We start from the raw sequence: 24624 nt of genomic DNA, 5'->3' as shown, positions 1-24624 counted from the left end.
CATGATCATCTTCTGGATACTCGCCGCCGGGCTGATCGGCCTGGCCTTCCTCTTCGTCGTCATGCCGCTGCTGCGTCCGACCCCGGAGCAACATGAGCCCGCCCAGGACGCGCTCAATCTCGAGGTCTTCCGCCAGCGATTGCAGGAACTCGACGCCGACCTCGAGTCCGGCTATCTCGACCGTGCCCGCTACGACGCTGCGCGTCACGACCTCGAGCGTGACCTGCTCCACGACGTCGACGGCAGTCAGCCGGTCGACGCGCACGGCGCCTCGCGGTTCGGACGCTGGACGCTGGCGCTGCTGCTCGCGCTGGCGCTCCCCGGCACCGCCACCCTGCTCTATCTGCAGCTTGGCGAACCGACGGTGATCGAGCGCATGGAACTGGCCGCGCGCGGCCTGCCCGCCGAGGACCAGGGCGCCGATCAATCGATGGAGGTGCTGGTACAGCGCCTGGCCAAGCGCCTCGAGGACAACCCCGACGACGTCGAGGGCTGGCTGATGATGGGGCGGACCTACTTCGCCCTGAAGCGCCCGGAGGACGGACTCGAGGCGGTGGCCAGCGCTTACCGGCTCGCCCCCGAGCGACTCGACGTGATGCTCGCCTATGCCGAGGCGATCGCCGCCAACCGCCCCGATCGCAGTCTCGAGGGCAAGCCCGCCGAGCTGGTGCGCGCGGCGCTCGAACTCGACCCGCAGAACGTCAACGCCCGCTGGCTGGCCGGATTGATGGCCTTCCAGCACGGCCAGTTCCAGGCCGCCGCGGTCGCCTGGCAGAAGATCCTCGACGAGTTCGAGCCCGGCAGCCAGGAGGCCGCCGAGCTGCAGGAGATGGTCGACGAGGCACGCCGCCGTGCCGGCATCGCCGCAGCCAAGGCCGCGACCGAGGAGCCGGTCGCTGTCCCGGTCGAGGGGTCGAGCGATGAGTCAACGGAGGCCGTCGGCGCCGAACGCATCGAGGTGAGCGTGAGCCTGGACCCGGCGCTTGCCGCCGAGGTCGCCGCCGAGGACACCGTCTTCGTGTTCGCCCGCGCCACCTCCGGCCCGGCGATGCCGCTGGCCGCCCAGCGGTTGCAGGCCGGATCGCTGCCGGCCACGCTCGCCCTCGACGACAGCATGGCGATGGCCCCGGGGATGCGTCTCTCGGCCCACGCCGAGATCCAGGTCACCGCCCGAATCTCGGGCAGCGGCGAGGCGGCACCGCAGCCCGGAGATCTAGAGGGTCAAAGCGAAACGATCGATACCCGCGAGACCACCGCCACTGCGGTCGTCATCGATCGCGCCCTGCCCTGAGCGCGCAGCGGCGCCGGCGCGCGGCACCCGCCGCGCGCCACCTGCCCTCATCCACCCTCACTCCTCGCCATAGACCCCGACCAACATCGCGCGAGCGATGATGTGCTCCTCCATCGCCAGCAGCAGCCGATCCTTGGTCGGCGTCCCCAGCTCATCGGGCAGACGGGTATCGAGGGCATAGAGACGGTGGAAATAACGATGTCGACCGACCGGCGGGCAGGGCCCGCCGTAACCCGTCCGCCCCCAGCTGTTGAGGCCCTGGCCGACACCCGGCGGCAGGCCGGTCGTCGGGTCCACCCCCTCGACCAGCTCACGGCACGTCGGCGGCAGATTGAAAAGCACCCAGTGGTCCCATACCATCCTTGGCGCTGCCGGATCCGGCGCATCCGGGTCATCGACGATCAGCACCAGGCTCCGTGTGCCCTCCGGAGGATCGGACCAGCACAGCGGCGGAGATCGGTCCTCGCCATGACACGTCAGACGCGCCGGGATCTCCCCGCCATCGACAAAGGCGGCGGATTTGAGAACGAGTTCCATAGCCAATCTCCGGTTCTGTGCTAGCCTTCTGGCTCAAGGATCGAGGCGAGAGACATTTCGATCATCGCCTTGATTATCGTCCATTCGACGGAATGGTCCATGGCACCAGGACGGTGACTCCATCCATCGGCCTGGCGCCACAGCATCGAGGGAATCCGCCCCCAAGTGATGCGGATCCCTGACAGACTGTGCGTCCTTCGGCGGCCGATCGGCCGCCTCTTTTTATCCACTCCATTTTTTATCCACTCCATCCCGATTGATCTGGCGCACCCCGCGCGGCGATTCAATCCCACCCCGCCGATCCCCCGGTGATTGCCATCTATACTCCCTGTCATGACACCATTGCTGCGACGCGATCCCGCGCCCCTGCAACGTGCTGCACAACGACAGGAGCAACGATGTCCGACCACAATGCTGATGACGTCCGCAATATCGCCCTGATCGGTCATGCCGGTGCCGGCAAGACCTCCCTGGCCGAGGCGCTGCTTGCAGCGACCGGCGCAACCCCCGCCGCCACAGCCGCCGAGCGCGGTCCTGCGGTCTGCGACCAGGATCCACGCGAACAGGCGCTCGGACACTCGATCGACGCGGCCATCGTCGGCTTCCCCATCGAAGCGCGCCGGGTCAACCTGATCGACACCCCGGGGCTGCCCGACCTGCTCGGGCGCAGCCTGGCGGTCCTGCCCGCGGTCGAGACCGCCGCCCTGGTGATCAACGCCCAGGCCGGGATCGAGCCGATGACCGCCCGACTGATGAAGATGCTCGACGGTCGCGGGCTCTGCCGGATGATCATCGTCAACCAGATCGATGCAGCCGATCTCGATCTCGGCGCACTGACCGAGCAGATTCGCGACGGCTTCGGCCCGGCCTGCCTGCCGATCAACCTGCCTGCAGGGGGCGGCGAACGGGTCGCCGACTGCTTCTTCAACCCGGCGGAGAATGCCACCGACTTCTCCTCGGTGAGCGCGGCCCACGAGCAGATCGTCGACCAGGTGGTCGAGCTCGACGAGGCGCTGATGGAGACCTATCTCGAACAGGGTCAGACCCTCGCGCCCGAGCAACTTCATGACCCCTTCGAAGCGGCGCTGCGCGACACCCACCTGATTCCGATCTGCTTCGTCTCGGCACGCACCGGGGCCGGCATCCCCGAGCTGCTCGAGGTGATCGCCCGGCTGATGCCCAACCCCGCCGAGGGCAACCCGCCGGCCTTCCTCAAGGGCGAGGGCGAGCGCGCCGAGCCGGTCGCCGTCAGTCCCGACCCCGAGCGTCACGCCATCGCCCATGTGTTCAAGGTGCTCAACGACCCCTACCGCGGTCGACTCGGCATCTTCCGCATCCACCAGGGACGCATCACCCCGACCAGCGCACTGTTCGTCGGCGACGCGCGCAAGCCGTTCAAGGTCACCCATCTCTACCGGCTGCAGGGCAGAGAGTTGATCGAGGTCGAGGACGGGGTACCGGGTGACATCCTCGCCGTCTCCCGGGTCGACGAGGTCCATCTCGATGCCGTGCTGCACGACTCGCACGACGAGGATCACTTCCACCTCGCCCGTACCGACTACCCGATCCCGCTCCACGGACTGGCGATCACGCCGAGTCGTCGCGGCGATGAGCAGAAGCTCACCGAGGCGCTGCACAAGCTCCAGGACGAGGACCCCTGCTTCAAGGTCGATCATCACGCCGCGACCAACGAGACGGTGATCCGCGGACTCGGCGCCTTTCACCTCAAGCTGCTGATCGAGCGCCTCGCCGACCAGTTCCACGTCGAGGTCGATACCCGACCGCCGCGCATCCCCTATCGCGAGACCATCACCGCCCCCGCCGAGGGACACTATCGGCACAAGAAGCAGACCGGTGGCGCGGGTCAGTTCGGCGAGGTCTACCTGCGCATCGAGCCGACCCCGCGCGGCACGGGATTCCGCTTCGTCGACGCGGTGGTGGGCGGCGCCATCCCCGGCAACTTCATCCCCTCGATCGAGAAGGGGGTACGCCAGGTCCTCGACGAAGGGGTGATCGCAGGCTACCCGCTGCAGGACATCCAGGTCACCGTCTATGACGGCAAGTCGCACGCCGTCGACTCCAAGGAGATCGCCTTCGTCACCGCCGCGCGCAAGGCCTTCGTCGCCGCCGTCGAACAGGCCCGTCCGGCGATCCTCGAACCCATCGTGCAGATCCGCATCAGCGCCCAGGAGCAGGCGATGGGCGACCTCGCCGGCGATCTTGCGGGACGACGCGGTCGCATCAGCGGCAGCGAGACCAGGTCGCAGGGGCGAGTGGTGATCGAGGGCGAGGTGCCGCTGGCCGAACTCGAGGGCTATGAGTCACGGCTCAAGGCGATCACCGGCGGCGAGGGGGTCTACAGCATCGAGTTCAGCCACTACGAGCCGGTCGGTGCGGCGATCCAGCGGCAACTGATCGAGACGCACCAGCAGGAGGATCGGACCTAGCCTGCACCGAGCGCACCGAGCAGATCGGCGTTGATGGCGTGGAGGATCAGTCCACGGAACCTCTTCGCCCGCAACAGCTCGCGCTCGCCCCAGGGCTCGGCCTGGCCGGAGGTGACCTCGACCCAACGCGCGAACGAGGCGCGTGGCGAGAGCTCGCCATCGCCCGATCGCACCAGCGCGTCCTTGCGTGGATCGCCCGCCCAGTGCACCTCCTGCGGCTGCTCCGGGCGCCACCACAGAAAGGTGCGCGAGACAGAGACACCGGCGCGCTCGACCCGTACCGCGAGCAATCCGCTGCCGCGATCGCGCCACTCCCGCGCCGGCGGATAGTGCTCGGCAAGCGCCGCGGTGGCGAACACCGTCGGCGTCTCGCTCGCCTCCAGCCAACGACACAGCGCGAGGAGCGCCGCGCACGGCGGCGTCTGGCCGAAGGTCGTGCAGCGCTCACCGTCGATCAACGCCGCGCCGCTCGCGCCGACGAGCGCCAGCAACTGCCCGGCAAGTGAGCCCTCCCCCGCCGTCGCCACCGATTCGATGTTGCCACCACTGCCGAGCCGCTCGACCAGCGCGGCGATCTCGCGATCGCTCTCGCTGACGTCCATCAGTCGCCGCGTGCTCTGATAACCGTAGATGGCCAGGGTGAAGGCGCGCGCCATCTCGGCGCAGCGCGCGCGCAACGCCGGCGCCAGCTGCGCGGGCTGGTCGTGGTGACAGGCGATCAGCCCCCACAGCCGCCCGGAGACGACCAGCGAGAAGGAGAGCGAGGCGCTCACCCCCATGTTGCGCAGATAGGTCAGGTGCACCGGCGAGACGGCGCGCAGCTCGGACAGGGTCAGGTCGGCGAGCGTCCCCTCGGGATCGGCGAGCAACGGCACCGGCGCTGCCGCGATGTCGGGGATCTGGCGATGGGGATTGAGCAGATACAGACGACGGGCGATCTGCGGGATGTCCGAGGCCGGGTAGCGCAGCCCGAGATAGGGATCGAGCCCTTCTCGCAGACTCTCGGCGACGACCTCGCCGCAATCGTCGTCGCGGAAGCGATAGAGCAGCACCCGCGAGAAACCGGTGATGTGACCCAGCGTATCGACCAGGAACTGACACTGACGCGACCAGTCCTCGGCGCTATAGGGCATGCGATAGAGCTGATGGGGAACGGGCCGATAGGCCGCGTGACGCTCGGTGGGCGCAAGCGCTGGCTCGAACTCCAGCAGCCAGGTCTCGGCGCTGCAGGAAAGCAGCGCATCGAGCGCACCCCGCGGACCGATGCAGAGATCTGGATAGAACCGCTTGTCGCTGCTCGGACGCAACCACGCATCGTCGCCGCCCTCCTCGGTACCCGGCACGCTCGGCGGCGGGAAGTCGGGGAGCAGCGAGGTCAACAACCGCCCGAGCACCGCTTGCGCTTCCTCGCCGAGCCAGTGCGCCAGATTGGCGCTGGCGAAGCGGATCCGCGCATCGCCGGGACGACCGCCGAGCAGCGCTCCGCACGGCTGGATCGACTGCGCGCGCTGCAGTTGCTCGCGTTCGCACTCGGCGATGAACCCCTGTGTCGCCAGCTCACTCATCTCTCCGACCCTCTCGAACGATCATGCCCGCCATCGACGTCACAGGGCCAATGCTACACTGCCTGTGCCCTCATGGAGCTGGAGCGCGCCGCGATGAGCCAAGCCCCCCGACCGATATCGCCTCCCCCCGCCGCCGCCCTGGCGACAGCCCTGCGTCAAGCCACCGCAACCGCGCACCGGGCCGTGGAGACGCTGCCGCTGTCCAGACGCCTCCTCGCCCCCGACCTGACCCTGGACGAATACCGCGACTATCTCTATCGCCTGACCCTGCTCCATCAGGGGCTCGAGCCCCATCTCACCACGATCGTGCCGGACGCGCTGCGACGACGCCTCGGGGCTCGACCACGACTCGCGGCGCTACGCGACGATCTTGCCCGACTCGACACCGAACCACCCGCCCCGCACAACACGCTGCCGGCACGGCTGTGTGCCGAGCAGGGCATCGACTGCGGCATCGGCGCGCTCTATGTCCTCGAAGGCTCGTCACTCGGCGGACAACTGATCGCGCGCCGTCTGCGCGCGCGCTTCGGCGCACGCTTCACCGCCACCGAGGCCATCGATCCGTACGGTGCCGCGGTCGGGGCGCGCTGGCGGGCATTCACCCTCACCCTCGACGCACTCGAGCATGAGGGCCGGATCGATCGTCCTCGGGTGCTGCACGGTGCCGTGACCGTCTTCGCCGACATCGCAGGTGCGCTATCCCTCGCGCCCCTTGATATCGGGCGAGCACGGGCGCAGGCAGAGAAGGGATGAAACAGGACAATCGATCAGTGATCGTTAATATTAAGAAAATGGATCATTAGTATTTAATTTCTAGCAAAGGTCAGTATACTGCGACCCTGCTCGTGCGATTGCATTGGACCTTCTTCCGGGAACCGTCATGACCAAGCAGCCCGATATCGACCCCCAGGAAACCCAGGAATGGCTCGACGCGCTCGATGCCGTGTTCGAGAACGAAGGGGTCGACCGCGCCCACTTCCTGCTCGAGCGGCTGATCGACAAGGCGCGCCGCTCCGGGGCCTACCTGCCCTACAGCGCCAACACCGCCTATCTCAACACCATCCCCGTCCACCAGGAGCAACGCTTCCCCGGCGACCTGGCGATGGAGCGGCGCATCCGTTCCTTCGTGCGCTGGAACGCGATGGCGATGGTGATCCAGGCCAACCGGCTGTCGTCCGAACTCGGCGGCCACATCGCCAGCTTCGCCTCCTCGGCCACCCTGCTCGATGTCGCCTACAACCACTTCCTGCGCGCGCGCAGCGAGCGGCACGGCGGCGATCTGGTGTTCCTGCAGGGACACTCGGCCCCAGGCATCTATGCCCGCGCCTACCTCGAGGGACGGATCAGCGAGGATCAGCTCTACAACTTCCGCCAGGAGGTCGACGGCAACGGCCTGCCCTCCTACCCCCACCCCTGGCTGATGCCCGAGTTCTGGCAGTTCCCCACCGTCTCCATGGGGTTGGGACCGCTGATGGCCATCTATCAGGCGCGCTTCATGCGCTATCTCGACCATCGCGGCCTGATCGACAGCGCCGACCGCAAGGTCTGGGCCTTCCTCGGTGACGGCGAGATGGACGAACCCGAGTCGCTCGGCGCGATCTCGCTGGCCGCGCGCGAACGCCTCGACAACCTGGTGTTCGTGGTCAACTGCAACCTGCAGCGACTCGACGGCCCGGTGCGCGGCAACGCCAAGATCATCCAGGAGCTGGAGGCGGTGTTCCGTGGCGCCGGCTGGAACGTCATCAAGGTGGTCTGGGGGCGCTACTGGGACCCGCTGTTCGCCCGCGACAAGCAGGGCCTGCTGCTCAAGCGCATGGAGGAGTGCGTCGACGGCGACTATCAGGCCTACAAGGCCAAGGGCGGCGCCTATACCCGCGAGCACTTCTTCGGCAAGTATCCCGAGCTCAAGGAACTGGTCGCCAACATGACCGACGAGGACATCTGGCGACTCAATCGCGGCGGACACGACCCGATCAAGGTCTACAACGCCTATCTCGCGGCGACCACGGCGAACGGCAAGCCCACCGTGATCCTTGCCAAGACGGTCAAGGGCTACGGCATGGGCGTGGCCGGCGAAGGCATGAACATCACCCACTCGCAGAAGAAGATGGGCGAGGTCGCGCTCAAGGCCTTCCGCGATCGCTTCAACATCCCCATCTCCGACGACCAGATCGGTGCCGCGCCCTTCTACAAACCCGCCGACGACAGCCCCGAGATGGCCTATCTGCGCGAGCGCGAGGCCCAGCGCGGCGGCCACCTGCCGGCGCGCAAGGTCGAGGCCCCGGCGCTCGAGATCCCGCCGCTGGAGCGCTTCGAGTCGCTGCTGCAGGGCAGCGGCGAGAAGGAGATGTCGACCACCATGGCCTTCGTGCGGCTGCTCACCCTGATCATCCGCGACCCCGGAATCGGCCGTTATGTCGTCCCCATCGTCCCCGACGAGGCGCGCACCTTCGGCATGGAGGGGATGTTCCGCCAGCTCGGCATCTACTCCTCGCAGGGGCAGCTCTACGAGCCGGTCGACGCCGATCAGGTGATGTTCTACCGCGAGGACAAGCAGGGGCAGATCCTCCAGGAGGGGATCAACGAGGCCGGCGCCATGTCCTCCTGGATCGCCGCGGCCACGGCCTACGCCAACCACGGCCAGAGCATGATCCCCTTCTACATCTACTACTCGATGTTCGGCTTCCAGCGCATCGGCGATCTGGCCTGGGCCGCCGGCGACATGCGCGCGCGCGGCTTCCTCATCGGCGGCACCGCCGGGCGCACCACCCTCGCCGGCGAGGGGCTGCAGCACCAGGACGGTCACAGCCCGGTGCTCGCCGCCACCATCCCCAACTGCATCACCTACGACCCCGCCTACGCCTACGAGCTGGCGGTGATCGTGCAGGACGGGATGCGACGGATGTACCAGGCGCAGGAGGATCGCTTCTACTACATCACCGCGATGAACGAGAACTACGTCCAGCCGCCGATGTCCGAAGGCGCCGAGACCGGCATCCTCAAGGGGCTGCATCGCGTCCATGTCGTCGAGCAGGGCGTGCACCGGGTACAGCTGCTCGGCGCCGGCGCCATCCTCCGCGAGACCCTCGCCGCCGCCGAGCTGCTGGCGCGCGACTTCGACATCGCCGCCGACGTGTGGAGCGTGACCAGCTTCAACGAACTGCGCCGCGACGGTATCGACGCCGAGCGCTGGAACCGACTCCACCCCGAGCAGCCCCCGCGCACCAGCTATGTCGAGACCCAGCTCGGCGCCACCGAAGGACCGGTGATCGCCGCCACCGACTATATCCGCGCCTATGCCGAGCAGATCCGCCCGCACGTCCCGCGCGCCTATGTCACCCTCGGCACCGATGGCTTCGGGCGCAGCGATACCCGCAGCCAGCTGCGCCGCTTCTTCGAGGTCAATCGCCACTATGTCGCGCTGGCCGCGCTCAAGGCCCTCGCCGACGCCGGCACCATCCCACCGGCGCGGGTCAGCGAGGCGATCGAACGCTACCGGATCGACCCGGAGAAGCCCAACCCGACGACGGTCTGAGACCGCCCGCACAGCATTGGAGGACATCGAGTGGCCACCGTCGAAGACATCCTGTTGCCCGACATCGGGGACTTCACCGACGTCGAGATCATCGAGATCCTGGTCGCCCCCGGCGATCGTATCGAGGCGGAGCAATCCATCCTCACCCTGGAGAGCGACAAGGCGACGATCGAGATCCCGGCGCCGCGCGCCGGGGTGGTCGAGCGCCTCAAGGTCGCCGTCGGCGACCGGGTGAGCATGGGCGCGCCGTTACTCAGCATCCGCCCGACCGACACCCCGGCGCAGACGCCCACCGCCGCACCACAGCCTGCGCGCGAGGCAGCACCGCCCACCCCCGCGCCAGAGGACGCGCCAGCGGCACGGGAACCGGTCACGGGCACGCCACCCACGGCAACGGCGACCGAGGACACCGCGGTGCTGCTGCCCGACATCGGCGACTTCTCCGAGATCCCGGTGATCGAGGTGCTGGTCGCGCCCGGCGACCGGGTCGAGCTCGACCAGTCGCTGCTCACCCTGGAGAGCGACAAGGCGACCATGGAGATCCCCGCCCCCGCCGCCGGGGTGGTCAGCGAGCTGGCGGTCGCCGTCGGTGATACCCTCAACACCGGCGACCTGATCCTGATGCTGCGCGCCGATGCCCCCGCCGAGACCGACGCGCCCGCAACGCCCGAGCCGACGCGCCCAAACGCCGACAACACGCCACCAGCCGCGCCCACCACCGCGCCGCAGCCGGGCGAGACGGCGCCGCGCAAGGCCCCGGTGCTGCCACGCCCCGAGGACGTCGCCGCGATCGCCCGGGGGCGCAAGGCCCACGCCAGCCCGGCGGTGCGGCGCTTCGCCCGCGAACTCGGCGTCGATCTCGACGTGGTCAAGGGGACAGGTCCCAAGGGGCGCGTACTCAAGGAGGACGTACGCGCCTTCGTCAAGCGCAGCCTCACCATCGCCGAGCCGTCCAGCCACTCCACCGCCTCGCCGGCGACGGTCGCTGCGACGCCGGCGCCGGCGATCGACCACGGCCGGTTCGGCCCCGTCGAGCGGGTCGAACTCGGACGCATCCGCAGGATCAGCGCGCGCCACCTGCACCAGAGCTGGACCGGCATCCCTCACGTCACCCAGTTCGACGAGGCCGACATCACCGAGCTCGAGGCCTTCCGCGCCGCCCACAAGACCGACCCCGACGACGCCTCGGTCAGGCTCACCCTGATCCCCTTCCTGCTCAAGGCGGTGGCCACCGCGCTGACCCGGATGCCGCTGCTCAAGGCCTCGCTCGACGCCGACGGCGAGCACCTCATCCACAAGCACTACACCCATATCGGCGTGGCCGTCGACACCCCCAACGGGCTGATGGTGCCGGTGGTGCGCGACGTCGATCGCAAGGGGCTGCGCACCCTCGCCGGCGAGCTGGCCGATCTCGGCGCCCGCGCCCGCGCCCAACGACTGCGCCCCGACGAGATGCAGGGCGGCTGCTTCACCATCTCCAGCCTCGGAGGCATCGGCGGCACCGCCTTCACCCCCATCGTCAACGCCCCGGAGGTGGCCATCCTCGGCGTCTCCCGCGCCGCCACCCGACCGGTGTGGGACGGCGAGCGCTTCGTCCCCCGCCTGCTGCTGCCGCTCTCGCTCTCCTACGACCACCGGGTGGTCGACGGCGCCGATGCGGCCCGCTTCACCACCCTGCTCGGCGACCTGCTCGGCGACATCCGCGAGTTGCTGCTATGACCCCCTGATCCTCGGGGTCAGCCTTCGCCTGGCCCCCGGGATCGTATAGGATGAGGCGCCGAACCCGACCACCCATAGAGCGCCCATCGCGGCCCATCGAGAAGCAAGCACACTATGAGCGACACCATCAAGGTCACGGTCCCGGACATCGGGGATTTCAAGGATGTGGAGGTCATCGAGGTCCTGGTCGCCCCTGGCGACAGCGTGCAGCAGGAGACCTCGCTGATCACCCTGGAGAGCGAGAAGGCCACCATGGAGATCCCCGCCCCCGCCGCCGGACGTGTCCAGGAGATCCATCTCGGCGTCGGTGACCGGGTCTCGCAGGGCGCCACCATCCTGACCCTGGCGCCGCTGGCGGCAGGCACTGAGCCGGCTCCAGACACCACTACGGACCCCGCTGAGCAGGTCACCGAGGTGGTGGTGCTGGGTGCCGGCCCCGGCGGCTACAGCGCCGCCTTCCGCGCCGCCGACCTGGGCAAGCGCGTCACCCTGATCGAGCGTCACGCGACCCTCGGCGGGGTCTGTCTCAACGTCGGCTGCATCCCCTCCAAGGCGCTGCTGCACACCGCCGCGATCATCAACGAGGCCAAGGAACTCGGCGCCATGGGCGTGACCTTCGCCGCACCCGAGATCGATCTCGACAAGATGCGCACCGGCAAGGACAAGGTGGTGGCCAAGCTCACCAGCGGACTGGCCGGCATGGCCAAGCAGCGCGGCGTCGAGGTCATCCAGGGCACGGGCCGCTTCAGCGGCCCCAACCGCATCGTCGTCGACACCGCCGAGGGCGAGCGACGCGTGCGCTTCGATCACTGCATCATCGCCTGCGGCTCCTCGCCGATGACCATCCCCGGCTTCCCGCACGACGACCCGCGGGTGATGGACTCGACCGACGCGCTCGAGATCCGCGACATCCCCGAGCGGATGCTGATCGTCGGCGGCGGCATCATCGGACTGGAGATGGCCACCGTCTACGCCGCGCTCGGCACCGAGATCGACGTGGTCGAGCTGCAGTCGCAGCTGATGCCGGGATGCGACGCCGATCTCGTGCGCAGCTTCGAGAAGGTCGCCAAGAAGCGCTATCGCAAGCTGATGCTCGAGACCAAGGTCGCGGCGATGACCGCCGCCGATGACGGCATCCAGGTCCGCTTCGAGGGCAAGCACGACGGCGAGGAGACCTACGACAAGGTGCTGGTCGCCGTCGGTCGGCGCCCCAATGGCGCGCTGATCGACGCCGAGGCGGCGGGCGTCGAGGTCGACCAGCACGGCTTCATCAAGGTCGATCAGCACATGCGCACCAATGTGCCGCACATCCATGCCATCGGCGATGTGGTCGGCGGCCCGATGCTCGCCCACAAGGCCACCCACGAGGCCAAGGTCGCCGCCGAGGTGATCGCCGGCCAGCCGGCGCTGTTCGACCCGCTCACCATCCCCTCGGTGGCCTATACCGACCCCGAGGTCGCCTGGATGGGCCTGACCGAGACCAAGGCCAAGGCCGAGGGTATCGCCTACGAGAAGGGGGTCTTCCCCTGGGCGGCGAGCGGTCGTGCGCTCGGCATCCATCGCACCGAGGGCATGACCAAGCTGCTGTTCGACCCCGAGACCAAGCGCATCCTCGGCGCCGGGATCGTCGGTCCCAACGCCGGTGAGCTGATCGGCGAGGCGGTGCTCGCGCTCGAGATGGGCGCCGACATGGAGGACATCGCCCTCACCATCCACCCCCATCCGACGCTCAACGAGACCATCGGGCTGGCCGCCGAGATGGCGCACGGCTCGATCACCGACCTGCTCCCGCCGAAGAAGCGTTGAGCCGACGCGCGTCGCGGCCATCAGGGTGCGCGGCGCGCGATCTCCCCCAACCCAGGACAAGCAACACCGCATGACGTCGCCGGCGCATGCATCTGTCGGGCACGCGAACACGCCCGACGAATCGTGCACGTCGGTATCGACGGATCGATAGGGTCTTGTTCGAGAGGCGATCAGGCCATCGGGGGGACGGCCTGATCGAAGTGCCATCGGACCGACCAGACGGACGGTCCGACGACGGCGGGGATCAACGCGACTGGAAGTGGATCATCCAGGCCGGCATCGGCTTGTTGATCGGCTTGGCGGCAGGCGCAGGCTCCTCGGCGACCGGCTCGGCAGCGGCCTCCTCAGCAGCGACAGGCGCTTCCTCGGCGGTCTCGGCAACGGCAGGCTCGGCAGCCTCTGCCTCGGCCGGTGCAGCGGTCTCCTCAGCGGCGACAGGCGCCTCCTCGGTGGCCTCGACGACGGCAGGCTCGGCAGCCTCTGCCTCGGCCGGTGCAGCGCTCTCCTCCTCAGCGGCGACAGGCGCCTCCTCGGTGGCCTCGGCGACGGCAGGCTCAGCAGCCTCGGCCTCAGCCGGTGCAGCGCTCTCCTCCTCAGCGGCGACAGGCGCCTCCTCGGCGGCCTCGACGACGGCAGGCTCGGCAGCCTCTGCCTCAGTCGGTGCAGCGGTCTCCTCGGCGGCGACAGGCGCCTCCTCGGCGGCCTCGACGACGGCAGGCTCGGCAGCCTCGGCCTCAGCCGGTGCGGCGGTCTCCTCAGCGGCGACAGGCGCCTCCTCGGCGGCCTCGACGACGGCAGGCTCGGCAGCCTCTGCCTCGGCCGGTGCGGCGCTCTCCTCGGCGGCCTCGGCGACGGCAGGCTCAGCAGCAGCAGGCTCCTCGGCCTTCGGCTTGAGCGGAGCCATGTGCTCCATCCAGGCCGGACGTGGCTTCGAGATCACCGCCGGCTCAGCCGGGGCGCTCTCCTCGGCCGGGGCAGCCTCCTCGGCAACCTCGGGCGCAGCCTCGGCAGCCGGGGCCTCCTCGGCGGCAGCGGTCGTTTCAACCGCTGCAGCCTCGGCCGGCGCCGCGACCTCTTCAGCCGGGGCGGCAGGCGCCGGGGCCGGCTCGGGCGCGGGGGTGAGCTTCACACTGCCGATCGGGGCAAGATGCTCGGCCACCTCAACCGGAGAGGGCTCAACCCGGTTCTCCGCACGCTTCTCCGCGACGGCGACATAGATACCGCCGCAGATCACGGCGATACCCACTGCCCAGACGAGTATCTTCCCAATGTCGACCGTTTCTAAAGATTCCCTCGCCTTCGCGAGCCGGGTCGCGCTCTCATTCATCAAACTGGTCCTCTTTCGTGAACGTGCAGGATGTCAGGGGCGACAACATGCGATGAGTGTTTGTATAGCCTGCCTAGGCTGCCTGAATAGGCGCAAGGGTTCAAGGGAGAATCACCCAGCCCAGAGAGCCGCGGCGCGGGGTGACGGGCCGATCAAGGCTTGACTCAGACAATACTTACTATTGACTGAGCGCCGGGACGGTCATGCGGGCGATACGTTATATTCCTATGATTCTTCTGGGGCTGATCGATCAAACCTGCCGTCATCTGTGGGTCGTGCCCGCTTTATCGTTCACCTCGCAACGAACCGCGACCGCCCGGCCAACGCCCGGGCGGCGCAACCTCTAAGACCGGAGAAAGAACACAATGACCGACTACGTCCGCTGGCTGAGCGACCTCGGGATGGATGACGTGCCCATCGTCGGTGGCAAGAACGCCTCCCTGGGCGAGATGATCCAGAACCTGACCGATGTCGGTGTCCAGGTGCCGGGCGGATTTGCCACCACAGCCGAGGCCTATCGCGAGTTCCTCGCCAAGGACGGGCTGGATGCGCGCATCCGGGAGGCGCTCGACGCGCTCGACGTCGACGATGTCGCCGCCCTCGCCGAGGTCGGCCCGCGCATCCGCGGTTGGGTGATGGAGCAGCCCTTCCCCGAGGGGCTGGAGTCGGCCATCGACGCCGCCTACGCCAAGCTGGTCGAAGAGGCCGGCAGCGATGCGGTGTCCTGGGCGGTGCGTTCCTCGGCCACCGCCGAGGACCTGCCCGATGCCTCCTTCGCCGGACAGCAGGAGACCTTCCTCAACGTCCAGGGCCTCGACAGCATCAAGCATCGGATCAAGGAGGTCTTCGCCTCCCTGTTCAACGACCGCGCCATCTCCTACCGTGTCCACCAGGGCTTCGAGCACCACAACGTCGCGCTCTCGGCCGGCATCCAGCGTATGGTGCGCAGTGACCTCGCCGCCTCCGGCGTGATGTTCACCCTCGACACCGAGTCCGGCTTCCGCGACGCGGTGTTCATCACCGCCAGCTACGGTCTCGGCGAGATGGTGGTGCAGGGCGCGGTCAACCCCGACGAGTTCTACGTCCACAAGCCGACCCTCGAGGCCGGTCGCCCGGCGATCCTGCGTCGCAGCGTCGGCGACAAGGCCGTGCGCATGGTCTACAGCGACGCCGACAGCGACCAGCTGGTGCGCACCGAGCCGGTGCCCGAGGCCGACCAGCAACGCTTCAGCATCAGCGATGCCGAGGTCGAGGCGCTGGCCAAGCAGGCGCTGCTGATCGAGCGCCACTACGGCCGCCCGATGGACATCGAGTGGGCGAAGGACGGTATCGACGGGCGTCTCTACGTCGTCCAGGCCCGTCCCGAGACGGTGCAGAGCCGCTCGGGCAACGTCATCGAGCGCTACACCCTGCAAGAGAAGGGCGAGGTGCTCACCACCGGACGCAGCATCGGCAACCGCATCGGCGCGGGTGCTGCCAAGATCGTCAACAGCATCGCCGACATGCACCGTGTCGAGCCCGGTGATGTGCTCATCACCGACATGACCGACCCCGACTGGGAGCCGGTGATGAAGCGCGCCGCGGCCATCGTCACCAACCGTGGCGGGCGCACCTGCCACGCCGCCATCATCGCCCGCGAGCTGGGCGTCCCCGCGGTGGTCGGCTGCAACAACGCCACCGATGTGGTCAAGGACGGCCAGGCGGTGACCGTCAGCTGCGCCGAGGGCGACACCGGCTTCATCTACAACGGCAAGCTGGCGTTCGAGCACAAGCGCATCGAGCTCTCGGCCATGCCAGAGATCCCGGTCAAGATCATGATGAACGTCGGCAACCCCGACCGGGCCTTCGCCTTCGCCGCCACCCCCAACGCGGGTATCGGTCTGGCGCGACTCGAGTTCATCATCAACAACATGATCGGCATCCACCCCAAGGCGCTGCTCGAGTACGACCAGCTGCCCGAGGAGCTGCGCGCCCAGATCGCCCCGCGCATCGCCGCCTACGACAGCCCGCGCGAGTTCTACGTCGCCAAGCTCGCCGAGGGCATCTCCACCCTCGCCGCGGCCTTCGCGCCCAACTCGGTGATCGTGCGCATGTCGGACTTCAAGTCCAACGAGTACGCCAACCTCATCGCCGGTCCGCGCTACGAGCCCGAGGAAGAGAACCCGATGATCGGCTTCCGTGGCGCCGGGCGCTACGTCGCCGATCACTTCCGCGAGTGCTTCGAGATGGAGTGCGAGGCGCTCAAGCGGGTGCGTGACGACATGGGCCTGACCAATGTCGAGATCATGATCCCGTTCGTGCGCACCCTCGGTCAGGCCAAGGCGGTCAGCGAGGCGCTCGCCGCCCAGGGTCTGGAGCGCGGCAAGAACGGGCTGCGCCTGATCATGATGTGCGAGCTGCCCTCCAACGCGGTGCTGGCCGACGAGTTCCTCGAGTACTTCGACGGCTTCTCGATCGGCTCCAACGACATGACCCAGCTCACCCTGGGGCTCGACCGCGACTCCGGTCTGGTCGCCGACTACTTCGACGAGCGCGACCCGGCGGTGAAGAAGATGCTCGCCATGTCGATCGCCGCCTGCCGCGCCAAGGGCAAGTACGTCGGCATCTGCGGCCAGGGCCCGTCGGACCACAAGGACTTCGCCGACTGGCTGCTCAAGCAGGGGATCAGCAGCATCTCGCTCAACCCCGACACCGTGATCGACACCTGGCTCTACCTGGCCGAACAGGCCAAGACCCTCTGAGGTCGACCCCGCACCGGCGCCGCGGCGCCGGTCGCAACGAACCCCGGACCGCCACGGCGGCCGGGGTTTTTTCATGCCCGTTCAGCGCCCTGCGGCGTCGTCCTGATCGCCGCCTGTCTCGCTCGGCGCGGGCTCGGGGGCGGTCGGCGGCTCCTCGATCAGGTCGATGCCCTCCAGCACCTCCTCGACGTCGGGCAGCACCTCGGCGAACTCGACCCCGTACATCTCCCACACCGAGATGAACAGCGAGGCCACCACCGGGCCGATGAAGATCCCCGCCAGCCCGAACATGAAGATGCCGCCGAGGGTGCCGAAGAAGATCATCAGCTCGTGCATCTTGGTATCCTTGCCGACCAGCACCGGGCGCAGCAGGTTGTCGAGCGAGCCGACCACCAGGCCGCAGAACAGCCCCAGCGTCACCCCGGTCACCACATCGCCCTGCACCACCAGGATCGCCACCGCCGGCGCCCACACCAGCGCCGCGCCGACGTTGGGGATCACCGACAGCACCGCCATCACCGTGCCCCAGAACACCGCGTTGTCGATGCCGGCGACGGCGAAGGCGATCCCCGCGAGCGTCCCCTGCAACAACCCGATCAGCAGCGAGCCCTTGAGCGTGGCGCGGGTCACCGAGGTGAACTTCTCCAGCATCACCCGCTCGTCGCTGGTCTTGAGCGGCAGGTAGTAGAGGATGCGCTCGATCAGCTTGGACCCGTCCATCTGCAGGAAGTACATGCTGTAGAGCAGCACGAAGGTCATGAAGACGAAGTTCGCCGTCCCCAGCGTCACCCCCGAGACCCACTCCACCAGCAGCTTGCTGAGCGCGGTGGTGGCATTGCCGAGCTGGCCGAGGATCTCGTCCTCGTAGACCATCAGCTGATCGTAGAAGGGCAGGCGGTGCAGATGATCGGCGAGCACGCCGGGGTCCTGCAGCGAGCCCTTGAACCACTCGCCGATGGCGTGGCTGACATCGAGCGCCTGCGCCAACAGCACCCAGAACAGCACCCCGAGCGGGATCAGCACCACCACCGCCATGATCAGCAGGGTCGTCATCGAGGCCAGATGACGCCGCCCGGAGAAGCGCGTCTGCAACCTCAGAAACAGCGGCCTGGCCAGCGCGCTGAACAGCCCGGCGAGGAACAGCGCCATCAGAAAGGGCTGGATCATCGTCAGGAACAGCGCCGAGATCCCCAGCGCCAGCAACAGCACCACGGTCTTGTTGACGTAATCTTGATTCATCTTCGCTCTCGTCTTGCAGTCGCCGCGCCAAAGCGCGCGACATCGAAGGGGACGGGATCAACAGGATACGCGCCCTCCCCGGCCACGCACCCCGCCCCGTGAGCGCACAGCATAGCCGCTCGGGGTTAACGGATGCAGTCGAGGACGTTGGCGCGAATCACACGGGGCAGACAAGACTGGCGCAGAGAGACACAACCGACCCGACAGCAACCCCGCCATCGAACAGTGAGGCGAGCCAGAGTAGACGACCAGCCGCGCCAGATCAGTCTCGGCCGACCCGACCTGTTCGAAGCGGGCACCCGGGCCCCGCACGGGGCCCGGGCGACCCTGCCGGGGTCTCAGTGCCCGCCGCCCTTGAGCGCGGCGTTGATCGCCTCGATGGTGTCCTTGGCGTCGCCGAAGATCAGCGAGGTGTTGTCCTGGTAGAAGAGCAGGTTGTCGACGCCGGAGTAGCCGGGACGCATCGAGCGCTTGAGGAAGTAGACCTGGCGCGCGCGACCGGCCTCGAGGATCGGCATGCCGTAGATCGGGCTGGAGGCGTCCTCGCGCGCGGCGGGGTTGACCACATCGTTGGCGCCGACCACCAGCACCACGTCGGTGCCGGGGAAGTCGGGGTTGATCTCGTCCATCTCCTGGACGTTTTCGTAGGGGATGTCCGCTTCGGCGAGCAGCACGTTCATGTGCCCCGGCATCCGCCCGGCGACCGGGTGGATGGCAAAGCGCACCTCCACCCCGCGCCCCTCGAGCTGCTGCATCAGCTCCTTGAGCGCGTGCTGGGCCTGGGCGACGGCCATGCCGTAACCGGGCACCACGATCACCCGCGCGGCGTCCTCCATCCAGTAGACGGCGTCCTCGACCGCCGCCGACTTGACCCCGCGCTCGGCGGCCTGGGCGCCGGCGCTCTCGCCGCCGCCACCGCCGCTGCTGCCGAAACCGCCGAAGACGACGTTGAGGATCGAGCGGTTCATCGCCCGGCACATGATGAAGGAGAGGATGGCGCCGGAGCAGCCGACCAGCGCACCGACGATGATCAGCAGGTTGTTGTGCAGGGTGAAGCCGGTGGCCGCCGCCGCCCAGCCGGAGTAGCTGTTGAGCATCGAGATGATCACCGGCATGTCGGCGCCGCCGATGGGGATGATCAGCGTGAAACCGAGCAGCAGCGCGAGCAGGGTCATCAGCAGCAGCGAGAGCAGGCTGCCGGTGAGCGCGAAGTGCACCGCCAGCGCCACCGTCGCCAGCGCGATCAGGGCATTGAGCAGATGCTGCCCGGCAAAGCGCACCGGGGCGCCGCCGATCAGCCCCTGGAGCTTGCCGAAGGCGATCACCGAACCGGTGAAGGTGATCGCGCCGATCACCACCCCGGCCGAGATCTCGCTCATCAGCAGGGCGTCGAGCCCGCCGCTGGCGCTGCGCTCGAGGAAGGTGCCAATGCCGACCAGCACCGCGGCCATGCCGACGAAGCTGTGCAGCGCCGCGACCAGCTGCGGCATCGCGGTCATCTGGATACGCACCGCGACCACCGCGCCGATCACCGCGCCGATGGCGATGCCGGCGATGATGAAGCCGTAGGACTGCACCTGAGCGCCGAGCAGGGTGGCGGCGATGGCGATCACCATGCCGAGCATGGCGTAGAGGTTGCCGCGTCGCGCGGTGGCCGGGTGGGTCAGCCCCTTGAGCCCGAGGATGAAGAGGACGGCCGCGGCGAGATAGGCCAGCGCCTGATGATTGACTGAAAGCTCCATCGAAATGCCGTCCCTATCGCTTCTTCTTGAACATGGAGAGCATGCGGTGCGTCACCAGGAAGCCGCCGAAGACGTTGATCGAGGCGAGCAGCACCGCGAGGAAACCGAGCAACTGGGTCAGCAGCCCGGCCTCGGGGTCACCGGCGACCAGCAGCGCGCCGATCAGCACGATGCCGGAGATGGCGTTGGTGAGCGCCACCAGCGGGGTGTGCAGCGAGGGGGTCACGCCCCACACCACCCAGTAGCCGATGAAGCAGGCGAGGATGAAGACATAGAGCGCGATGATGGTTGGATCGAGCAACTCGGGCATGAGTCTCTCCGTTGGCAATGGATGGACGGATGGCGGGCGCGCGCTCAGTCGGCGCGCGCCACCATCGCGGCGGTGATCTCGTCGTCCGCCGGGTCCCTGAGCTGGGGTCCGGACGCCCCGGTCTCGATCATCAGCTCGAGCAGGTTGGCGAGGTTGCGCGCGTAGAAGGCGCTGGCGTCGGCGGCGAGCAGTGCCGGGTAGTTGGTCAGCCCGACCAGGGTGACGCCGTGACGCTCGACGACCTCGTCGGCGACGGTGAGCGGGCAGTTGCCGCCACTGGCGGCGGCCAGATCGACGATCACCGAGCCCGGGCGCATGCGCTCGACCACCGTCTCCGGGATCAGCATGGGGGCCTGGCGACAGGGGATCTGCGCGGTGGTGATGATCACCTGGGCGCGCGCCAGCTCGTCGGCGAGCGCGGCCTGCTGGCGGGCCTTGGCCTCGTCGGAGAGTTCGCGGGCGTAGCCGCCCTCGCCGGCGCCGCTCTCGCCGAGATCGAGCTCGATCGGGCGCGCGCCGAGCGAGCGGATCTGTTCGTGGGTCTCGGGGCGCACGTCATAGGCGTGGACATCGGCGCCGAGCCGCCGTGCGGTGGCGATCGCCTGCAGCCCCGCGACCCCGGCGCCGAGCACCACCAGCCGCGCCGGCTTGGCCGAGCCGGCCGAGGTCATCATCATCGGGAAGAAGCGCCCGTAGCGGCTCGCCGCCTCGAGGGTGGCGCGATAGCCGGCGATGCTGCTCTGCGAGGAGAGCGCGTCCATCGACTGCGCGCGCGAGGTGCGCGGCATCCGCTCGAGCGGGAAGACCAGCAGCTCGCGCGCCTGCATCGCCGCCAGCAGGTCGTCCTCGCCGCAACTCTCCAGAAAGCCGAGATAACGCGCGCCGCGGCGCATCAGCGCGACCTCATCGGGCTCGGGGCGGCGCACCTTGAGCACCAGGTCGGCGTCGTAGACCGTCTCGCGCGCGCCGAGGCTCGCACCGGCCTCGGCATAGTCCGCATCGGGGTAACCGGCGCGCGCACCGGCGCCCTCCTCGACCCAGACCTCCAGGCCCTTGGCCACCAGCTTGCGCACCACCTCCGGGGTCGAGGCCACGCGGGCCTCGCCGGGACGGCGCTCCATGGGAATGCCTATCTTCATTCGCGTCTGTCCCTTCTCGTCCTCGTCTCGACACGTGCATGGTCGTGCCTGCAAGTCATTATCAGGACCGCCAAAGCAGCCCGCAACCGCGCCGGTCAGCCGGCACGCGCGTCTCGACAGCGGCGGTCGAAACCCTGTTCGGATCAGGGGTTAATCGGCAATTTAAAATATCTTTAAATGCTTATTCAACACCCAAACGGGATCGGGCGGGCGTGGCCCGCCCACGCGCTCAGCGTACCCGTAGCGCCAGCGGTCGCTCCTGGTTTTCCTTGAAGCTCTTGATGATCTGCGCCGAGACCTCCTCGATCGACTGGCTGGTGGTGTTGATCACCGGCACCTGGAGACGGCGGAAGATCTGCTGCGCCTGACGCAGATCCTGCTGGCACTTCGACAGCGAGGCATAGGGACTGCCGGGGCGACGCTCCTCGCGGATCAGCTGCAGGCGCTGGGGGTCGATGATCAGCGCGAACAGCTTGTCGCGACAGTCCCACACCTGCTTGGGCACGTCGCCGTGCTCGAAGTCCTCCTCGGTGATCGGGTAGTTGGCCGCACGCAGCCCGTAGTGCATCGCCAGATAGAGACAGATCGGGGTCTTGCCCGAGCGCGAGACGCCGAGCAGCACCACGTCGGCGCGGCTCAGGTTGTCGGGGCGCACGCCGTCGTCGTTGGCCATGGCGAAATTGATCGCCTCGATCCGCTTGGTGTAGAAGTTCGGTCGGGTGATGGCGTGGCTGCGCCCGGACTCGCGACTCGGCGAGACCCCGAGTTCGGCCGAGAGCGGCTCGACGAAGCCCTCGAACAGCTCCATGTAGAAGCAGTTGCCGGTCTTGAGGATGTCGCGGATCTCGTCGTTGAGCATGGTGGCGAAGACGATCGGTCGCACCCCGTCGCGCTCGGCCGCCTCCTGCATCCGCTGGGTGAGCGCCTTGGCGCGCATCTCGGTGTTGATGTAGGGCATGTAGACCTGCTCGAAGTCGACGGTGTCGAACTGCGACAGCAGGCTGTGGCCAAGGGTCTCGGCGGTGATGCCGGTGCTCTCGGAGACGAAGAAGACGGTTCTGTTCATAGACTCGATTCCAGACGGGGAGGAAGACACCCGCGACCGGGGCACACCCGGCCACTGTCCCTATCCTCGCATAAAGTCGCCAGCTATCAGCCGCCAGCCTCCAGTGGGCCTGTATCCGCAACGACGGCGCGCGCTTGCCGCCCCGTCCCTACGCCCAGCGATCGAGGGCAGACTGCGGCTGGCGGCTGGCGGCTGGCGGCTGGCGGCTGGCGGCTGGCGGCTGGCGGCTGGCGGCTGGCAATATGATCATTTACTGATATTCTTGACGCGATCTCAGCCGGTCCTTCACCCGCCAACTCGAGGAGCCGATCATGGCCATCCGTATCGAGACCGACCAGGACCTTCGCGCCGCGCTCGACGCGCTCACGCATCGCGAGCGACGCGTCCTCGGTTGCCGCTTCGCCGAGCGTGTCGGCGCGCTGTGCAGCGATGCGCGCGTCCATCAGGCGATCGCCACCGGGGTCGATCCGGCCAGCCCCCCGGAGGCGCTCGCCGAGGCCTTCCGCATCGCCAAGGCGCACGCCACCCGCACCTATACCGACTGTGGCAAGGACACCGACTGGATGGCCCAGGCCGAGCACTTCGTCGCCGCCGCCGCCAGCGCCGCGCTCGCCCCCGAGGACGTACGTCGCGATGCCCGCAACCCCGCCTGGAAGGCGGCGGTGCAGGCACGCATGGCGATCAACTGCGCGATGATGGAGGACGATACGCAGTCGGAGTCCGCCGAGGTCGAGGCGCAATACGCGCTCGCCCGCGAGGTCCAGGGCTGAGCGGCCCGCTACTCCCGTCCCGCCGCCAGCATCTCGTCGTAGAGACGCCAGGCCTCGGCGGCGGCCTCGGGATCGACCCGTTCGATCGCGTGCCCCAGGTGGACCACCACGTAGTCGCCGACGACGAGCGGCTCGTGCGCCAGCATCAACAGGCTGGCCTGTCGCTCCACGCCCCCGGCCTCGCAGTGGGCGACCAGACCGTCGATCGCGCGGATCCGCATCGGTATCCCGAAACACATCTGTTCTCTCCCGACGGCCCGAGGCCGTCTCTCCAGCACGGCGCGCCCGCATCCAACCAGGATGGACCCAGACCATGCATCAGCCCCCATCACCGCCACCCCGCGAACCCGATACCCTGATCCTCGGCATCGGCAACCTGCTGCTCAGCGACGAGGGCCTCGGCCCGCGCCTGGTCCGCCGGCTCGAGGTCGAGTCCGGCCCGGGCGCGCCCTTCCGCTGTCTCGACGGCGGCACCCTGGGATTCACCCTAGCCACCGACATCGCCGCCTTCGCGCGGCTGATCGTGGTCGATGTCGCCACCCTGGGCGAGCCCCCCGGCACCATCCGGGTGTTCGAGGACGCGGCGATGGATGCGCATCTGCGCGCCCACGCCAGCAGCGTGCACGAGGTCGGGCTCGCCGATCTGCTCGACATCACCCGGCTCACCGACAGCCTGCCGCAGCCGCGCGCGCTGGTGGCCATCGAGCCCGAGCGGATCGACTGGGGCGAACACCTGAGCCTCTCGGTCGAGGCCGCGCTGCCCGGCGCCATCGCCGCGGTTCACGCCCTGCTCAGACGTTGGGACGATGAATAACCCCGCGAGACACTCACTATATTGGAGCTTGCTAACCTTCTTAAATAGCTGCGCCAAGTCAACTCGAAACGCAGACAAAGCGCCTAAACTCCCTCCCAAGGTCAGTCCGAGGTGAGCGACATGCCCACACTGGAATCCATCGCCCCCGCCGGGGACACGGACACGGACGCTCTCCCCCCCCTGCCCGGACCACTGGTCCCGCTGCTCCATGAGGTGCGCCACGCGCTCGCCCGGCTCGTCGCCGATGGCGGCGAACACCGCATCGACCTCCATGCCCTGCCGCTCGACGCCACGCTGATCGACCAGCTGCTGGCCTTCATCGGTCGCGGCGAGGTCGAGGCGCGGATCGAGGCCATGGGACCGACCCGGGTCCACGAGTCGGCCATCGCCGGGGTGTGGGTCGTCGACTACCGCGACGCCGACGACCAGCGGCTCGCGCTGCATCTCGAGATCGCCACCGTCCCGCAGATCCTGCGCACCGATCGGGCCACGCTCAGCGCTGGTCTGCAGCGCCTCGACGCCGGGCTGGCCGGCGCAGGCGACCCGTCTCCACCGTCCTGACGCCACGAGGAGGGA

General features: G+C 68.3%; 19 protein-coding genes. 10 read left to right on the top strand and 9 right to left on the bottom strand.

What is annotated here, in order from left to right:
• Nucleotide 1 precedes the first annotated feature (1 nt).
• Nucleotides 2–1291, top strand: a complete 1290-nt coding sequence (gene ccmI / locus EBL84_RS10275; protein WP_123140727.1) for a c-type cytochrome biogenesis protein CcmI — start codon at nt 2–4, stop codon at nt 1289–1291.
• Nucleotides 1292–1348: 57 nt separating this feature from the next.
• Here the strand turns inward: ccmI and EBL84_RS10270 are convergent, their stop codons facing one another.
• Nucleotides 1349–1828 (bottom strand): YbhB/YbcL family Raf kinase inhibitor-like protein, encoded by a 480-nt coding sequence (locus EBL84_RS10270; RefSeq protein ID WP_123140726.1) that lies wholly within the window; start codon nt 1826–1828, stop codon nt 1349–1351.
• Between the two features lie 398 nt (nt 1829–2226).
• Here EBL84_RS10270 and fusA point away from each other — a divergent pair, with 398 nt between their 5' ends.
• Nucleotides 2227–4275, top strand: a complete 2049-nt coding sequence (gene fusA / locus EBL84_RS10265) for an elongation factor G (RefSeq protein WP_123140725.1) — start codon at nt 2227–2229, stop codon at nt 4273–4275.
• Here fusA and EBL84_RS10260 read toward each other — a convergent pair.
• Nucleotides 4272–5840 carry a GAF domain-containing protein gene (locus EBL84_RS10260; protein ID WP_123140724.1) on the bottom strand — a complete coding sequence of 523 codons (1569 nt, stop codon included), beginning with the start codon at nt 5838–5840 and terminating at the stop codon, nt 4272–4274. The genes fusA and EBL84_RS10260 overlap by 4 nt on opposite strands.
• A 93-nt stretch (nt 5841–5933) precedes the next feature.
• Here EBL84_RS10260 and EBL84_RS10255 point away from each other — a divergent pair, with 93 nt between their 5' ends.
• From EBL84_RS10255 to lpdA, 4 genes are all read left to right on the top strand, one after another.
• Nucleotides 5934–6593 carry a biliverdin-producing heme oxygenase gene (locus EBL84_RS10255; protein WP_190287934.1) on the top strand — a complete coding sequence of 220 codons (660 nt, stop codon included), beginning with the start codon at nt 5934–5936 and terminating at the stop codon, nt 6591–6593.
• A 127-nt stretch (nt 6594–6720) separates the two neighbouring features.
• On the top strand, nt 6721–9375 hold the full coding sequence (gene aceE / locus EBL84_RS10250; RefSeq protein WP_123140722.1) for a pyruvate dehydrogenase (acetyl-transferring), homodimeric type: 2655 nt from the start codon (nt 6721–6723) through the stop codon (nt 9373–9375).
• Nucleotides 9376–9405: 30 nt separating this feature from the next.
• Complete coding sequence (gene aceF / locus EBL84_RS10245; protein WP_123140721.1) at nt 9406–11094, top strand: dihydrolipoyllysine-residue acetyltransferase; 1689 nt, start codon at nt 9406–9408, stop codon at nt 11092–11094.
• Nucleotides 11095–11208: 114 nt separating this feature from the next.
• Entirely contained in the window at nt 11209–12900 is a 1692-nt protein-coding gene (lpdA, locus tag EBL84_RS10240; protein WP_123140720.1) for a dihydrolipoyl dehydrogenase, read from the top strand.
• 244 nt (nt 12901–13144) lie between these two features.
• On the opposite strand, the gene EBL84_RS10235 is transcribed toward lpdA, so the two are convergent.
• Nucleotides 13145–14227, bottom strand: coding sequence for a hypothetical protein (locus EBL84_RS10235; protein ID WP_123140719.1), 1083 nt, complete (start codon nt 14225–14227; stop codon nt 13145–13147).
• A gap of 365 nt (nt 14228–14592) precedes the next feature.
• Here EBL84_RS10235 and ppsA point away from each other — a divergent pair, with 365 nt between their 5' ends.
• Entirely contained in the window at nt 14593–16968 is a 2376-nt protein-coding gene (gene ppsA / locus EBL84_RS10230; protein WP_123140718.1) for a phosphoenolpyruvate synthase, read from the top strand.
• 81 nt (nt 16969–17049) lie between these two features.
• On the opposite strand, the gene EBL84_RS10225 is transcribed toward ppsA, so the two are convergent.
• From EBL84_RS10225 to EBL84_RS10205, 5 genes are all read right to left on the bottom strand, one after another.
• The gene (locus tag EBL84_RS10225) at nt 17050–18207 is read right to left on the bottom strand and encodes an AI-2E family transporter (RefSeq protein WP_123140717.1); all 1158 of its coding nucleotides are present in this window, start codon (nt 18205–18207) and stop codon (nt 17050–17052) included.
• A gap of 338 nt (nt 18208–18545) precedes the next feature.
• Nucleotides 18546–19949 carry an NAD(P)(+) transhydrogenase (Re/Si-specific) subunit beta gene (locus EBL84_RS10220; RefSeq protein ID WP_123140716.1) on the bottom strand — a complete coding sequence of 468 codons (1404 nt, stop codon included), beginning with the start codon at nt 19947–19949 and terminating at the stop codon, nt 18546–18548.
• A gap of 13 nt (nt 19950–19962) precedes the next feature.
• Nucleotides 19963–20259 (bottom strand): proton-translocating transhydrogenase family protein, encoded by a 297-nt coding sequence (locus EBL84_RS10215; protein WP_005220991.1) that lies wholly within the window; start codon nt 20257–20259, stop codon nt 19963–19965.
• A gap of 44 nt (nt 20260–20303) precedes the next feature.
• Nucleotides 20304–21398, bottom strand: a complete 1095-nt coding sequence (locus EBL84_RS10210) for a Re/Si-specific NAD(P)(+) transhydrogenase subunit alpha (protein ID WP_123140715.1) — start codon at nt 21396–21398, stop codon at nt 20304–20306.
• 229 nt (nt 21399–21627) lie between these two features.
• A complete protein-coding gene (locus EBL84_RS10205) occupies nt 21628–22464 on the bottom strand; it encodes a pyruvate, water dikinase regulatory protein (RefSeq protein ID WP_005220989.1) in 837 nt (278 codons plus the stop codon).
• Nucleotides 22465–22775: 311 nt separating this feature from the next.
• On the opposite strand from EBL84_RS10205, the gene EBL84_RS10200 reads away from it, so the two are divergent.
• Entirely contained in the window at nt 22776–23234 is a 459-nt protein-coding gene (locus tag EBL84_RS10200) for a hypothetical protein (RefSeq protein WP_123140714.1), read from the top strand.
• Nucleotides 23235–23242: 8 nt separating this feature from the next.
• Here EBL84_RS10200 and EBL84_RS10195 read toward each other — a convergent pair whose 3' ends face one another.
• Complete coding sequence (locus EBL84_RS10195; protein WP_123140713.1) at nt 23243–23473, bottom strand: HypC/HybG/HupF family hydrogenase formation chaperone; 231 nt, start codon at nt 23471–23473, stop codon at nt 23243–23245.
• Nucleotides 23474–23547: 74 nt separating this feature from the next.
• Between EBL84_RS10195 and EBL84_RS10190 the strand changes: the two genes are divergently transcribed.
• Together EBL84_RS10190 and EBL84_RS10185 are read left to right on the top strand one after the other, a co-directional pair.
• A complete protein-coding gene (locus EBL84_RS10190; RefSeq protein ID WP_123140712.1) occupies nt 23548–24048 on the top strand; it encodes a hydrogenase maturation protease in 501 nt (166 codons plus the stop codon).
• A gap of 120 nt (nt 24049–24168) precedes the next feature.
• Nucleotides 24169–24609: a hydrogenase expression/formation C-terminal domain-containing protein gene (locus EBL84_RS10185; protein WP_123140711.1), complete on the top strand. Its 441-nt coding sequence runs from the start codon at nt 24169–24171 to the stop codon at nt 24607–24609.
• Nucleotides 24610–24624: the final 15 nt, after the last annotated feature.

This window comes from Marichromatium sp. AB31, from assembly GCF_003718685.1.
Taxonomy (GTDB): Bacteria; Pseudomonadota; Gammaproteobacteria; order Chromatiales; family Chromatiaceae; genus Marichromatium; species Marichromatium gracile.
This window is presented reverse-complemented; position numbering and strand designations above follow the sequence as displayed.